This window comes from Aeromonas sp. 160P (assembly GCF_055193095.1).
The window spans coordinates 4,522,356-4,536,441 of record NZ_JBUXKV010000001.1 but is presented as its reverse complement, the minus strand read 5'-3'; the positions used below and the strand labels follow the sequence as shown (position 1 = coordinate 4,536,441).

The 14,086-nt window shown below is 60.6% G+C and carries 15 protein-coding genes; 8 read left to right on the top strand and 7 right to left on the bottom strand.

Annotated features, from left to right (window positions below; genetic code table 11):
- The first annotated feature begins 78 nt into the window (after positions 1 to 78).
- Positions 79 to 708 carry a LysE family translocator gene (locus ACY8FN_RS21030; RefSeq protein WP_463101100.1) on the top strand — a complete coding sequence of 210 codons (630 nt, stop codon included), beginning with the start codon at positions 79 to 81 and terminating at the stop codon, positions 706 to 708.
- 135 nt (positions 709 to 843) lie between these two features.
- Positions 844 to 1,803 carry a LysR substrate-binding domain-containing protein gene (locus tag ACY8FN_RS21025; protein WP_463101099.1) on the top strand — a complete coding sequence of 320 codons (960 nt, stop codon included), beginning with the start codon at positions 844 to 846 and terminating at the stop codon, positions 1,801 to 1,803.
- A gap of 108 nt (positions 1,804 to 1,911) precedes the next feature.
- Here ACY8FN_RS21025 and ACY8FN_RS21020 read toward each other — a convergent pair whose 3' ends face one another.
- The 3 genes from ACY8FN_RS21020 to ACY8FN_RS21010 are packed head-to-tail and all read right to left on the bottom strand — an operon-like array spanning position 1,912 to position 4,357.
- Positions 1,912 to 3,093, bottom strand: a complete 1,182-nt coding sequence (locus ACY8FN_RS21020) for a M20 metallopeptidase family protein (RefSeq protein WP_463101098.1) — start codon at positions 3,091 to 3,093, stop codon at positions 1,912 to 1,914.
- A complete protein-coding gene (locus ACY8FN_RS21015) occupies positions 3,093 to 3,542 on the bottom strand; it encodes a hypothetical protein (protein WP_101323735.1) in 450 nt (149 codons plus the stop codon). Before ACY8FN_RS21015 ends, ACY8FN_RS21020 begins: the two co-directional genes overlap by 1 nt.
- Positions 3,539 to 4,357, bottom strand: coding sequence for a DUF3100 domain-containing protein (locus tag ACY8FN_RS21010; RefSeq protein WP_463101097.1), 819 nt, complete (start codon positions 4,355 to 4,357; stop codon positions 3,539 to 3,541). Before ACY8FN_RS21010 ends, ACY8FN_RS21015 begins: the two co-directional genes overlap by 4 nt.
- Before the next feature lie 512 nt (positions 4,358 to 4,869).
- Here ACY8FN_RS21010 and mntA point away from each other — a divergent pair.
- The gene (mntA, locus tag ACY8FN_RS21005) at positions 4,870 to 5,304 is read left to right on the top strand and encodes a type VII toxin-antitoxin system MntA family adenylyltransferase antitoxin (protein ID WP_463101096.1); all 435 of its coding nucleotides are present in this window, start codon (positions 4,870 to 4,872) and stop codon (positions 5,302 to 5,304) included.
- Between the two features lie 2 nt (positions 5,305 to 5,306).
- Positions 5,307 to 5,735, top strand: coding sequence for a type VII toxin-antitoxin system HepT family RNase toxin (gene hepT / locus ACY8FN_RS21000; protein WP_463101095.1), 429 nt, complete (start codon positions 5,307 to 5,309; stop codon positions 5,733 to 5,735).
- 109 nt (positions 5,736 to 5,844) lie between these two features.
- On the opposite strand, the gene ACY8FN_RS20995 is transcribed toward hepT, so the two are convergent.
- The 3 genes from ACY8FN_RS20995 to dusB form a co-directional block, all read right to left on the bottom strand.
- A complete protein-coding gene (locus ACY8FN_RS20995; protein WP_463101094.1) occupies positions 5,845 to 6,726 on the bottom strand; it encodes a DMT family transporter in 882 nt (293 codons plus the stop codon).
- Positions 6,727 to 6,822: 96 nt separating this feature from the next.
- A complete protein-coding gene (fis, locus tag ACY8FN_RS20990; protein ID WP_005906654.1) occupies positions 6,823 to 7,119 on the bottom strand; it encodes a DNA-binding transcriptional regulator Fis in 297 nt (98 codons plus the stop codon).
- Between the two features lie 26 nt (positions 7,120 to 7,145).
- Entirely contained in the window at positions 7,146 to 8,111 is a 966-nt protein-coding gene (gene dusB, locus ACY8FN_RS20985; RefSeq protein WP_101323741.1) for a tRNA dihydrouridine synthase DusB, read from the bottom strand.
- Positions 8,112 to 8,420: 309 nt separating this feature from the next.
- Here dusB and ACY8FN_RS20980 point away from each other — a divergent pair, with 309 nt between their 5' ends.
- The 4 genes from ACY8FN_RS20980 (at position 8,421) to ACY8FN_RS20965 (ending at position 13,261) form a co-directional block, all read left to right on the top strand.
- Positions 8,421 to 9,833 carry a TolC family protein gene (locus ACY8FN_RS20980; RefSeq protein ID WP_463101093.1) on the top strand — a complete coding sequence of 471 codons (1,413 nt, stop codon included), beginning with the start codon at positions 8,421 to 8,423 and terminating at the stop codon, positions 9,831 to 9,833.
- Positions 9,834 to 9,906: 73 nt separating this feature from the next.
- Positions 9,907 to 10,911 carry an HlyD family secretion protein gene (locus tag ACY8FN_RS20975; RefSeq protein WP_101318056.1) on the top strand — a complete coding sequence of 335 codons (1,005 nt, stop codon included), beginning with the start codon at positions 9,907 to 9,909 and terminating at the stop codon, positions 10,909 to 10,911.
- Positions 10,911 to 12,065 (top strand): ABC transporter permease, encoded by a 1,155-nt coding sequence (locus ACY8FN_RS20970; RefSeq protein WP_463101092.1) that lies wholly within the window; start codon positions 10,911 to 10,913, stop codon positions 12,063 to 12,065. Before ACY8FN_RS20975 ends, ACY8FN_RS20970 begins: the two co-directional genes overlap by 1 nt.
- Positions 12,065 to 13,261 (top strand): ABC transporter permease, encoded by a 1,197-nt coding sequence (locus ACY8FN_RS20965; protein ID WP_463101091.1) that lies wholly within the window; start codon positions 12,065 to 12,067, stop codon positions 13,259 to 13,261. Before ACY8FN_RS20970 ends, ACY8FN_RS20965 begins: the two co-directional genes overlap by 1 nt.
- 109 nt (positions 13,262 to 13,370) lie before the next feature.
- Here the strand turns inward: ACY8FN_RS20965 and ACY8FN_RS20960 are convergent, their stop codons facing one another.
- Entirely contained in the window at positions 13,371 to 14,006 is a 636-nt protein-coding gene (locus tag ACY8FN_RS20960; protein WP_463101090.1) for an SDR family oxidoreductase, read from the bottom strand.
- Positions 14,007 to 14,086 lie beyond the last annotated feature (80 nt).

The following is a 14,086-nucleotide window of genomic DNA, read 5'->3' as shown; positions in this document are numbered from 1 at the left end:
CAGACGGGTTGAAAATAAGATGGAAGGGGGCTCTGCGGAGCCCTCTTTGTTTGGTTTTCCTATACGAGGATGGAGTCTATGTTCGGTATTCATGATCTGGCGCTGTTTGTGGTCTCGGGGCTGCTGCTCAATATCATGCCGGGGCCGGACTCCCTGCTCATCATGCTGCGCAGCGGTTCGCAAGGGTGGCGTGCCGGTTCGGCGGCCGCGTTGGGGATAGGAACCGGCACCATGATCCATGTGCTGGCTGCCGCCCTCGGTCTGTCGGCGCTGCTCAGCGCCTCGGCCGAGCTGTTTACGGTCATCAAGCTGGCTGGCGCCCTCTACCTTGTCTATCTCGGCGTTTCCCTGTTTCGTCAACCGGCGGCGAATAGCGCAGCAGGTGCTGCAGCCACGCTGCCCGCCCTCTCCTATGGCCGGATCTACCGGCAGGGGGTGCTGACCAATGTGCTCAACCCCAAAGTAGCGCTCTTTTTCCTCGCCTTCGTGCCCCAGTTCATTGCGCCGGATGCTCCCGACAAGGCGTTCGCCTTTATCCTGCTCGGCTGCATCTTCAACCTGAACGGGATGATCTGGTGCCACTTGCTGGTCTTCAGCACGGCCTACGCCCGCAACAAGATAAAACTGCCTGCCCGGATTGGCCGCTGGCTCAACCGGGGCATCGGCACCCTGTTTGTCGGACTCGGGATCAAGCTCGCCAGCGACTAGCGCGCCGCTTTCTGACCTGGGGCAGGTTATCGTGCGCGGCGCTGTGGTATGGTCGGCGGCCAGGCGCGGGGTCAGCCCCGCGCTCTCTTTTTCAGGCCAGCCTCACTGGCCGCAGCAGCGAGATCCCTTGCCCAGATGAACATCGCCCGGCTCAAGAACTTTACCGAGATCGTGAAGAACAACTTCAACATCTCGGCGACGGCGGAGAAGCTCTACACCTCCCAACCGACCCTCAGCAAGCAGATGAAGATGCTGGAAGATGAGCTGGGGCTCGCCCTCTTTACCCGCAAGGGGAAGAATCTGGTCGGCTTGACCAGTGCGGGGGAAAAGGTGATGGAGCTGGCCAAGGGGGTGGTGGCGCAGGTGGAGCAGATCAACCAGTTGTCGCTGGGGGAGCAGCTGGCCACCAGCGGGGTGCTGCGTATCGCCACCACCCACACCCAGGCGCGTTACAAGCTGCCAGCGGTGATCACCGAGTTCAGCCGCCGCTATCCCGATGTGGCGATCCATCTCCATCAGGGGGCACCTGCCCAGCTGGCCCAGATGGTACAAAGTGGCGATGTGGATATGGCGATCGCCACCGAATCCATGTATCTGTTCGACGAGCTGGCCGCCGTCCCCTGCCATCGCTGGGGCCGCAGCGTGGTGGTGCCCCACGGTCATCCGCTGCTCGACTGTCAGCCGTTGTCGATGGTGGATCTGGCTCGCTATCCCCTCATCACCTATGTGTTCGGCTTTACCGGTCGCTCCAAGATGGACAAGGCCTTCAGTCGCCACGGCCTCTCGCCGAAAACCGTGCTGACCGCCACCGACACCGACGTGATCAAGCACTACGTCCGGCTCGGGATGGGGGTCGGGGTGATCGCCAGCGTGGCCTTTGACGAGGGGGACAGGGAGGATCTGGTGAGCCTCAACATCGACCACCTGATCGCCTCGAGCGCCACCCACATCTGTCTGCGCAAACATGCCCATCTGCGCGACTACATGTACGACTTTATCCACCTCTACGCCCCCCATATCAGTCGGGAGACAGTGCAGTTGCACCTTATCAACCAGCCGCCCACCGCCAATATGGCGGAGCTGCCCTGGCTGTAGGCTTCGGTTGCTTGCCGCGCAGAGATAGAGATAGAGCGCGGGGATAAAAAACGCAGAGACAAAAAAAGAGAGGCAGCGGCCTCTCTTCTGCTTTTTCAGGATGCGGGATTAAGCGCCGCGGGTCGCCAGATTGATAAAGATCTGGGCTCCCACTAACAGGCAGTCATCATCCAGATAGTAGGGATTCGCATGCAGGTAGTTGCAGATCCCCTTGGCCTGACAGCCGCTGCCGAGGAAGAACATGGCGCCCTTGCGGCCACGGCAGGCGTTGACCATGTAGCTGAAATCTTCGCTGCCGGTCATCGGCTGACCCTGAGGGTTGATCCCCTCGCCGGGCAATACGTCGGCGGCCGCTTGCAGCAGACGGGCGCAGGCATCGGCGTGGTTCTCCACCGCCGGATAACCGGCATAGACCATCTTGGTCTTGAAGCCGCGCAGTTCGCTCTGGGCCACGATCTCCTTGAAACTGTTCTTCAGGATCTGGTCGGTCTCGGCATCCATGGCGCGGATGGTGCCGCGCGCCTGCACATGGTCAGCGATGGCGTTGGGGATGGTGCCGCCGTTGATCATGCCGCAGCCAAACACCGCCGGGCTGAACGGACTGGTGCGCTTGGCGACGATGTAGTCCATATCCTCGATGATCCGCACCGCTTCACGGATGGCATCCAGCCCCTTGTGGGGAGTAGATCCGTGGGCGGAGATGCCGTGCACATCCAGCGTCCAGGCGGAGCCCCAGGAGGACATGACACCGTTGTTGAACTTGATGGTGCCGGTCTCCATGGCGCCGTCGTTATGGAGGGCATAGACCACGTCCACCCCCTTCATGCAGCCCAGTTCGACCATCTTCTCGGCGCCCGGCACCCGCATATCCTCTTCCGCCATCTGGAAGATAAAGCGGACGTTGTACTGCAGGCGCGCTTTGTTGGCGGCCAGAAACTTGGCGGCGGTCAGGGCAATCGCCATATGGGAATCGTGACCGCAATTGTGGGCCATCCCCTCGTGGCTTGACTTGAACGCAACTTCGCTCATGTCGTGCATCTCAAGGCCATCCATGTCGGCACGGAAGGCGATGGTCGGCAGTACTGGGTCAACCACCAGATCCCCGTGAAAACCGGTGAAGCCCGGGTAGTCGGTGAGGCGATAGCCGAAGCCCGTCATCAGCTCGCGGCAGTAGGCCGAGGTCTTGAACTCGACGCCGGAGGCCTCCGGAATGGTATGCAGGTGGTGGCGCACTTCGTGACTGAAGTCGCGCAGGGCCAGCAGGGCCGGTTCAATGTGGATGTTGCTCATCAGATGATCCCTTGCATGGTGAAGCCGATCTGGGCAACCAGCGAGGCGCCGAAGAAGCAGCAGGTGGAGACGATCATGAAGATCAGGATCACTTTCCAGGACATCTTCTTCAGCTCTTCCAGCTGACCGCCCACCGAGAGACCGGCAAAGGCCAGCAGCGGTACGCAGCAGGAGAGGAAGGAGATCTTGGCAACGGCATCAATAAAGAGGCCGCGCACCGGGGTCTCCGGCAGGCAGATCAGAATGCCGATGATGGTGGCATAGGCAAACGCCGGCAGGGAGGAGGGCAGGTAGCGCTTGGCAATCAACGAGGCGAACACCACCAGCGACATGGCGATAAAGCTGTCACTCATCAGCCAGAGCGGGGTGCCGGTGGTCAGGGTCTGGGTAAACATGGCCAGCAGGATCGCCAGAAAGACGAACCGCATATCCATTACGATGCTTTTCATGCTTTCTCTCCTTTGGAAGTCAGGGCATAGATTTTTTCAGCGAGTGGCAGACCCAGATAGGTGAGGGAGAGGGCGCCGAGGGCAGACGAGAGCAGATTCGAGGCAGCCGCGATACTCAGCACCTGCTGAGCCAGTGCTTCATCGAGACCGTTGATCAGGGCGCCGGAGGCGGCACTCAGCATGGAGCCTGAGCCCACGCCGGAACCTGCGGCCAGCGCCAGCGGATGCAGACCGGTGAGCGGGGCGATGCTACCCAGCACGCTGAACCAGAGGGTGCCGATGACGGAGCCGCACAGGTAGATGGCCAGCACGCCGATGTACTCCTGGGAGCCGGTGCCGAACTTGCCCTGAATGACCGCGACGGACGGCTCACGGCTGATGGAGGAGCAGGCCCCGATGGCGCGACGGCCAAAGCCGAACTTCACCGCCAGCGGAATGGCGATCAGGATCGGCAGCAGGTTGCCAATCTCCTGCAGGAACAGCGGCACGCCGACGCTCAGGATCATCTTCAGGTTGGGGATGATCATCCCGGCATACTGGGTGCCCAGGATCAGCAGGCTGAAGCCCACCATCTTGCCGCAGAAGCCCTCCTCTTTTTCGGTGAAGAGCGTCTTCCAGCCGGGGATGCGATCCTTGACCGGCTTGGCGGAGACGATCATGCCGATGATGACGGCAAAGAGCATCGGCAGGATCGGGATGATGGCGATGCCTATCTTGATCTCCTGCTTGTCTATCAGGTACTGGGCCACAAAGATCAGCATGGCGGTTGCCAATATGCTGACCGTGACCGTCTTGAGGGTGCTGGTTTGCTGCATGGTGTGTTCTCTTGTTATTCGTGAGTGTTCCACTTAGTGCCATCGCCAACTTGACGGGCTGGCGGATGATAGAGGAATGATAGGGAGGGTCGCGGGGGAGGAATGTGACCTCCATCAAGCTGGCCATATGGCATTTTTTCATGGGGTATGCCCTTTAACCCTGTGGATACCAAGGGTTAAATGCCGTTAACAGATTGCCAGCAATCCGGCGATATGGCGGCTGGTCTGGCCGTTGGTGGCCGCGTTTTGGTGGTGTTCTGCGGTGCTTTGCTTATCCAATCACACTTGGCAAGCGACCAGCCCGTGGCGATGCCCATACCTTGCAAGTAAAACGGGCCGGTCGCAAGGGCTGGTCGAGCACCCCACGGATCTTGATCCTGCCCACAGTTGAGGGGGCCCCTAGGCTGCGGTTGTTGTGCTGGGGAACAAAAGGGCGGCCTGTGGCACCATAACTTGTATCATCACGAACATGCCAAAACCCTTTATTGACCAGTCAGGTGGCCGTGCCCGATATGACATCCGATAGCGACATGCTCGAACAGTTGATCCGCCTCGCTAGCACCCATGCCCAGGTGCAGGTACTTTGGCTGTACGGTTCTCGTGCCAAGGGGACGGCTGGCCCTGCCAGCGACTGGGATCTGGCGGTGGCCTTCGATCCGGTCAAACAGAGTGGGCCGCTGGGTGCTGCACTGGAGAGCCGGCTGCGGCCCGAACTGCTGGCGCTGGAGTGGCAACGCGCCTTGGGGCTGGCGGAAGGGAAACTCTCGGTCGTCGATATCAATCAGGCCCCGATCCCGTTGGCTTTTGCGGTAGTCGATGCCAATCGCCCTCTCTATAGCCGTGATGAGGGGCGGCGCTTGCAGGAAGAGGCGCGGATCATGTCGCAGATGGAACTTGGTTATCCCCGTCGCCAGACAGATATCAGCAAGCATCAATCAAAGGAGTAGAGATGAGCGATAACGCCTATATCGGCGCTTTGCGCATCAGCCTGTCGCGCTATCAGGCCGAGCGGTCAGAGATCCGGGCTATTCTGGCGCAACGTGCGCTATCCAATCTGGAGTACCGGGCCGCCGAGCGAATCCTGCAGGTTTCTATCGAAGCGTGTATCGGGGTGGCAAAACACTGGGCCAGAGCGCTGGCGGGCCATACCCCGCAAGATGCCTATCAGGCATTCGAAATTCTGGCCCAGCGTGGCGAGCTATCTCCCGACACGCTGAGCGGCTGGCGCAAGATCATTGGCCTTCGCAATGCGCTGGTGCACGACTATCTCAATATCGACCCCGAGATTATTCGTAGCATGATTGGCCAGGGGTATAGCGACCAGCTGTTCACCTTCGGCAATCAGGGATTGGAGTGGTTGGCGTCCAGGCTGGATTAAGCCGCCGCGCCCCGCGTCCGCGTCGTGGTAATGCAACAGAGGGGCCTGCAACTGCAGGCCCCTCTGTTTTGGTTTTGTTCACCTGATCTGTGGTGTTTGCAGTGGGCGCCTAGTGAGCCGGTTTTAGCCTGCGGCTGCGCAGCAGCAGGGGGAGCTGGTAGAGCACCAGCGCACCGAGCACCAGTCCGGCTCCGGCCAGTTTGGCGCCGCCGAGGGGTTCGTTATATACAAGAGTGCTCAGCATCAGGGTCCAGACCGGTTCCAGCAGCATCATCAGGGCGGCGTGGGCGGTCGTCATCTTGCTCAATGCGTGGGTAAGCAGCCAGTAGCGCAGGGTGGTGGCGATCAACACGCTCGCCGCAAACCAGCCCCAGATGCCGTGGCTGACCCCGGCCTCGGGCCACTGTTCGGTCAGCAGGGAGAGCAGGGTGCCGAGCAGGCCGGTCATCGCCAGCTGGATGCAGGTAAGCCAGGTGGGGGGAATGGATTGGGCAAAGTGGCGATGGACGGCGAGCTGGATACCCAGCGACGTTGCGGCCGCCAGAAACCAGAACAGCGATAGCGAGACTCCCCAATGGGTGCTGCTGGAGAGTAACAGCAGGCCCGCGATGGCGATGGGCAGGGTGAGCCAGTAGTGGCGACCGGGTTTGGCTCTGAAGGCGGCCCAGGCGGCCAGCGGCGCCATCAGGGTGGCGACGCTCATGATAAAGGCGCCGCTGCCCAGCGCATCACTCTGGCTGATGGCGGTGACCCACAGCAACAGACTGGTGCCAAGCAGAGTGCCGCAACCAGCGGCACGCAGCAGCTGGGCGCGAGTTGGCGGCGGTTCGCGCAACCAGGCCAGCGGCAGCAGCAATAAGGCAGCCAGCAGGAAGCGGCTGCCGATAAAGGCGGCGGGGGGCAGTTCGTGGATCGCCTCTTTGGAGAATATCCAGCCAGCGGCGGCCAGCAGGGTGACCAGTACCATTAGCAGCAGGGGTGTGCGGTTCATTGGGGGCAGAGTAGTGAAATGGAGGGGAGAGCATAAAGGAAAGGCGCCAGGTATTGCTACCGGGCGCCTTTCATATCAATGGCTGACAGCCAACAATCAGTTCATGCCGTAACGCTTGAGCTTCTTGCGCAGAGTGCCACGGTTGATCCCCATCATCACGGCAGCGCGAGTCTGGTTACCACGGGTGTACTGCATGATCACGTCCAGCATCGGCGCTTCAACTTCGGAGAGAACCATATCGTACAGTTCAATCACTTCCTGACCGTTCAACTGGGCCAGGTAGTTACGCAGGGCCTGTTGCACAGAGTCACGCAGGGGGCGCTGGGTTGGCTCGGCGGCGTGATTGTGAGTAGTTGTTACCAATGCATCAGAAGTCAGGGTTTGTTCGAACATATTCGGTCGGCTCTTTAGTTATCTTGTTAACCTAATCCATCGAAATACGCTTCGAGTGCCTCTAGTTGTGCGTCTGCACAATCCAGGGCATTGAAGTGCTTGCGGAATTCTCGGCCCGTCTCTTCTTCATCCAGATACCAGCCCACGTGTTTACGGGCAATGCGCGCTCCCAAATAGGCACCATAAAAGCGGTGCAGGTTGGTTACATGCTCGTTCATCAGGGTGCGAACCTCTTCCCTTTCGGGAGGCGGCAGCTTGGTGCCCGTCTCAAGAAAATGACGGATTTCCCGGAAAATCCAGGGTCGTCCTTGCGCTGCGCGGCCGATCATCACGGCGTCGACACCGGTATAGTCGAGGACATACCGGGCTTTCTCCGGGCTGTCTATGTCGCCATTGGCGACAACAGGAATCGATACGGCCTGCTTAATCGCCCTGATTGTGTCGTACTCCGCTTCGCCCCGATAAAGGCAGGCACGGGTACGACCATGCACGGCGAGGGCCGCGATACCACAATCTTCGGCGATTCGGGCGATCTCCACGCCATTGCGGTTATCCGGATCCCATCCTGTGCGGATCTTCAAGGTGACAGGGACCTCTACTGCATCCACCACGGCCCGGCAAATTGCTTTGACCTGATCGGGTACACGCAGCAGGGCTGAGCCTGCCAGCTTCTTATTCACTTTTTTTGCCGGACACCCCATGTTGATGTCGACGATCTGTGCGCCCTGCTCCACGTTGTAGCGGGCAGCAAACGCCATCATCTCTGGGTCGGCCCCGGCAATCTGGACCGATCGCAAACCGCCTTCTGCAGAGTGATCCATCCTCATCCTGGTTTTCTGGGTATCCCAGACATCCGGGTTGGCCAGCAGCATCTCGGAAACGGCCATGCCAGCCCCCAATCGTAAACAAAGTTCACGAAACGGTCGGTCTGTTACACCGGCCATGGGAGCCACAATCAAGGGTGTTTCAAGCGTGTGGGGACCTATCTGCATTCCACGGTTACCATCGGCTTAGGGCGGCGTATATTACGCATTTTTTAGGCAGGAGAAAAGGTTAGTATTTGAGCGTCAGCCATTTTTTTCTGAAAAAAACGTCGCGCCAAGGCTTGCAAATTCTGGAGTTATTGAAAAACGGCCAGATTGCACATGCGGGATGGCTGTACTAGCTATGTCGGTTGTCTGCATAATTGACAGTCCACTTGTGGGCCTGCTTTGCGTTATGATAGCCGGCTAAAGTCGAGCAAATGCTCCAAACATTTATGCAACATATGCGCGTATGCAACAAAAGCGGATTGGGGAACTATGACGTCAAGGTTCATTAAATCACTCTGGCCGTGTCTGATGGGAGCCGTGCTGGGATCGGCGCAGGCACAGACCATCAGCTTCGGCGAAGCCTGGACCCGGGTCATCCAGCAGGATGAAGGGTTGGCCGCCGAGCAGGCAGGGGTGGACCGGGCCAAGCAACTGCGCGAGGCCGCCAAGGATATGTATCTGCCCAAGGTGGATTTGGGGGCCAGCTATACCCACCTCGATCAGCCGGTGGAACTGGATATGATGGATCTCAACCCCATTGCCAGCCATCCGGAGCTGGGTGCGGGTCTGAGCAAAATTCTTGGGAGTATGGGGGTGCACCTCAGCCCTGATGATTTCGTCACTCCGCTGACCAAGCAGAACGTGGTAACCAGCTCGGTCAAGATGCTGTGGCCGCTCTTTACCGGTGGTCGCATCGATGCAGCGCAGGATATCCGCCAGGCGCAGGTGAGCGAGGCGCAGCAGTTGCTGGTGCTCAAGCAGCAAGCCACTTTCGAGAGCCTCTCCCAGACCTATTTCGGGGTGGTGCTGGCCGCTCAAGTGGTGATGACCAAGCAGGAGATCGAGGAGGGGTTGGCCCACCATCTGGATCATGCCAAAAAGCTCGAGGCTCAGGGCCAGATCGCCAAGGTGGAGCGTCTCTCTGCCCAATCGGCTTATGACAGAGCCCGTATTGATACCCAGAAGTCCCGCCGTGGTCTCGAGATTGCCGAGCTGGCCCTCGGCCATATGCTCAAATTGCCGAGGGCAGAGCCGGGCAGTGGCCTGTTCGTCAATAAAGAGTTGCCCGGACTCGATGGGCTGGTAAGTCAGACGTTGGAGGTGCACCCCGGTCTCAAGCTGCTCAGCGCCAAGCAAGAGCAAGCCAAGGGGATGATCCGGATGGAGAAGGGCAAATATGCTCCCGAAGTGTTCATGTTCGGCAACTACAACCTCTATGAAGATGATTCGCTGGCTTCCAAGACCGCCCCGGACTGGCTGGTGGGGGTAGGCGTCAGCATGCCGCTGATCAGCCGCGATGGCCGCTCCGAGACGGTGCAGGCCGCCAAGAGCGCCGAATTGCAGGTCAATCTGCTGCAAGCAAAGACCCGCCAGGATCTGGAGTTGCTGGTAGAGAAGACCTGGCGCGAAGCGGCACAAGGGCTGGAGGAGTATCAGTCCCTCTCGTCTACCCAGGCGCTGGCAGAGGAGAACGTGCTGCTGCGGGATAAAGCCTTCGGGCAGGGGCTCTCTACCTCCCTTGATGTGGTGGATGCCCGTAACCAGTTGGCGGGGGTCAAGACCCAGCGCGCGGCGGCGGCTTATCAATATGTGGTGTCGCTGGCCCGTCTGCTGGCCCTCTCCGGCCAGATGAACAGTTTCAATCAATATCAGCATGGTCAGGTGATCGAGGTGAACTCGTGATCCCGGCCCTGTCTGTTCCTTTTTTCATGTCTGTTTCGACCGTCAAGGGTCGCCAGTTTGTCGAGGTGAAGTGATGAGCCATCCCCCCATCAAAAAGAAGATGAGCCAGGGTAAACCGCTGTTGTTGCCATTGGCGTTGGTGATCCTGGTGGTATGGCTGGGCTGGCGTTTCTGGCTGGCCTATCAGCCCGAGCCGGTGCATCTGCAAGGGCAGATCGAAGCGCAGCAATATTCAGTCTCCTCCAAGGTGCCGGGGCGTATTGACGAGGTGCTGGTGAAAAAGGGCGATCAGCTGAGTAAGGATCAGCCGGTCTTTACCCTGGCCAGTCCGGAAATTGAGGCCAAGCTGAGCCAGGCCAAAGCCGGTGAAGCGGCCGCAGGTGCCATGGCACAAGAGGCTGAAAAAGGGGCGCGTTCCCAGCAGATCGCCGCCGCCAAGGATCAGTGGCAGAAGGCCAAGGCCGCCGCCCAGCTGCGTGGCAAGACCTATGAACGGATCGCCAGCCTGCACCGCGACGGCGTGATGCCGCTGCAAAAGCGTGATGAGGCCTGGACTGCCTGGCAAGCCGCCAAGTACAGCGAAGGGATGGCGTGGCAGCAATATCAGATGGCGCTGGAAGGGGCGCGGGAAGAGACCAAGGTCGCCGCCCGTGAGAAAGCCAATATGGCGGCAGGCTCGGTGGCCGAGGTGGAGGCTTATCTGGCCGATACCCGCATCAATAGTCCCCATGGCGGCGAAGTGAGCCAGGTGCTGCTGCGCAGCGGTGAGTTGGCGCCACAAGGTTTTCCGGTGGTGACCCTGCTCGACATGAACGATGCCTGGGCCCAGTTCCATATTCGCGAAGATCTGTTGCCGCGCTTCACTGTGGATACCGAGTTTGATGCCCGTATCCCGGGCCTTGGCGACCAGATGGTGCGCTTCAAGGTGACCCATGTGGCTGTGATGGGGGATTTCGCTACCTGGCGTGCCACCGATACCCGTCAGGGCTTTGACATGAAGAGCTTTCAGGTGGAGGCCCGCCCGCTGCAACCGGTTGACGGGCTGCGGGTTGGCATGAGTGTGCTGGTCGAACTCTGATGGGACGTGAATTTCGGCTGCTGTGGCAGGACCCGTTCAGCCGCGCCCTGATGAGCTGGGTGCCGCTGCTGCTGATGGGGATCCTCTGCTGGATCTTCTCGGCAGGGCTGGCCCGCGACCTCAAGGTGGGACTGGTGGATCTTGACCGAAGCGTGCTGTCGCGCCAGCTCGCCTTCTCGCTGGATGGCTCGGCCGGGCTCAAGGTGGCCCGGCAGTTTGACTCCATCGATGCGGGGGCGCACGCCCTGCGCGGCGGCGACATCTATGCGCTGGTGGTGATCCCCAACCATCTGGAGCGGGATGCCCGTCAGGGCACCCAGCCGCAGGTGACGGTGTTCAACAACGGCCAGTTCATCCTCATCGCCAAGCTGGTCAACTCGGCGCTGGCGCAGGTGGTGGGCACCCTCAACGGCCAAGTGGGCGTGCTGGAGGCGATGGCCGATGGCAAGGCGCTGCCCGGGGCGCTCGGACAGTCTGTGCCCATCAGCAGTCAGATAACGGCGCTCTACAACCTCAACTCCAGCTACGCCCAGTTTCTGCTGAGCGCCATTTTGCCCGCGGTGTGGCAGATCCTGGTGGTGCTGTTTGGCCTCAATGCGCTGGCCCGCACCGATCGGCTGGGGCTGGACTGGACCACCCGCGGTGTCTGGTTCGGCCTGTGGCGCACCCTGCTGCCCCATGTGCTGATTGGCTGGGGCTGGGGGTTGGCCTGGACGCTGCTGCTGTTCAAGGGGTTCTCCTATCCCATGCACGGCAGCTGGCTGGTGCTGGTGGTGGGGCTGGGTCTCGCCTCGGCCGCCTGCGTTACCATGGGGGCCTTTTTCTACGGCATCATTCGGGATCCGGCGCGCGCCCTGTCGTTGGCGGGTGCTTACACGGCGCCCGGTTTCGCTTTCATGGGGGTTACCTTTCCGGTGAGCGCCATGGGGGATTTTGCCCAATTCTGGCGCAGCCTGTTGCCGGTCTCCCATTATGTTGAATTGCAGATTGGCCAGAGCAACTACGGTTTGCCGCTCGCATCGGCGCTGCCGCAACTGGGGGCGTTATTGCTGTTCCTGCTCCCCCTGCTGCTGGTGGTGCATCGCTATAAACAGCAGGCAGAGCTGGCCCGTCAATCAGCCGTAGTTGCAGTAGCAGAGAAGGAGCCGCAGTGATGCTTGGATTTGTTGATCTGTTGCGTTTAGAGCTGCGCACCCTGCTGGCGGATCGCGCCATCATGCTGACCCTGTTTGGCGGTGTGTTTTTCTACTCGTTCCTCTATCCCCAGCCCTATCTGCATCAGTTGCCGCGGGAAGAGGCGGTGGTAGTGGTCAACGAGGATGGCAGCCAGCTCTCACGTCAGCTGGAGTTTATGGCCGATGCCACGCCGCAGGTGAAGCTGGTGGCGCGGGCCCATTCGCTGGCCGAAGCGCGCCAGCTGATGATGGCCGGGGAGGCGAGCGGGATCCTGCACATCCCCAACCACTTCTATCGGGATCTGATGCAGGGCAAGAGCGTCACCCTGAGCTATGCCGGTGATGCCTCCTACTTTCTGGTCTACGGCACCATTGCCGAAGGGCTGGCGCAGGCCGGTGGCACCCTCGCCGCGCAGGTTAAGGTGGCGCGCTTGCTGAGTCATGGCGAGGCGCTGCCGCAAGCGACCATGGGCTGGAATGCGGTGGCCCTCAATGTGGTGCCGGTGTTCAACCCCACCATGGGCTACGTCAACTACGTGGTGCCGGCGGTGTTTGTGCTGATCCTCCATCAGGTATTGCTGATGGGGGCGGGGATCCTGGGGGCGACCCATAACCAGCGCAGTGGTCGTGGCGAAGCAGGTTACTGGCAAAGCGCGCCGGTACTGCCGCTGCTGCTGGCCAGAACGCTGGTAGTGGGGGGGCTTTTTGTGCTGCCAATTACCTACTTCCTCGGCTTCTGTTTCGATCACTACAATATCGCCCGTCATGCCGACCCGCTGGAGCTGTGGTTGTTCGCCCTACCGTTCTTGCTGGCGACCTGCTGGCTCGGGGTGGTGCTGGGGGCCCTGTTTACCCGCAGGGATCTGCCCACTCAGGTGGTGCTGCTCTCCTCCCTGCCGCTGGTCTTTCTGGCGGGCTTTATCTGGCCGCTGGAGCTGATCCCGGCCCCCCTCAACTGGCTGGCTCAGTGGGTGCCCACTATCCCGGCCATCGAGGGTTTTCTGCGCCTCAACCAGATGGGAGCGGGCTTTGAGCAGGTGGCACACTACTGGTGGCAGCTGTGGGGACTGGCGCTGCTCTACGGCGTGCTGGCCTGCCTGTTGTTGCGCTGGCGGCAGCAGTCGCTGCCGGTGGCCAGTCAGCCAGTCGTGCAGAGTGAATCGACCTCCGGTTAAGCTGCATGGTGCCAGCGCGCGTGAGATGGCGTGCGCAATAAAACGAGAAACGGTCAGCCGAAAGGCTGACCGTTTTGTTATGCGCCGGATCTGTGAAGATGGTGTTGATTCAACCGCGCTGGAGCTCGGGATCGCCGATGGCATAGATCTGCCCCACCGCCATCTCATCCGCCAACAGGCGCAAGCCTTGGGCGGCTACATCGGCGCGGCGCACCAGTCCGTGCACCTCCTTACCCTGACTCAGCTCGGCGCGGCCGGTGGCTTCGCCATCCTGCAGGCCCGCCGGGCGCAGAATGGTCCATGCGAGGCAGCTGGTCTGCAGCCAGCTCTCCGCCAGACTCTTGAGGCGCACCTCGTGGCCGAAGGCGGCGCGGGCCCGCTCCGGCAGATATTGCCAGCTGTCACCGCAGCCGAGGGAGGTGACCAGCAGCAGTCGCTTGAGGCCTGCCTGCTCCATGGCATCGATCACATGACGATTGCCTTGATAGTCCACCGGTGCTGTCTGGCGGAAGCTGCCAAGGGTGGAGACGACCTGTGCATCTTGCCCTGCCGCAATGCAGGCCTGCTGCACCGCAGCCAGATCCAGCGCATCCCCTTCGATCACCAGGGCTCCCAGCGCGCGCAGTTCGGTGGCCATCTCGGGGCTGCGTACCAGCGCCACCACCCGCTGACCCTCATTCAGGGCGTGGTGAGTAAAGGCGCGGCCCAGCCCGCGGCTGGCTCCGAAAATCAGTGTGGTTGGCATAGCTGAGCTCCCTTGGCAAAAGGGGTTAGCCTAGTGGCTTGATCGCTCGCTGTAAATGAGAGTTGTTTCTATTTGTGAGC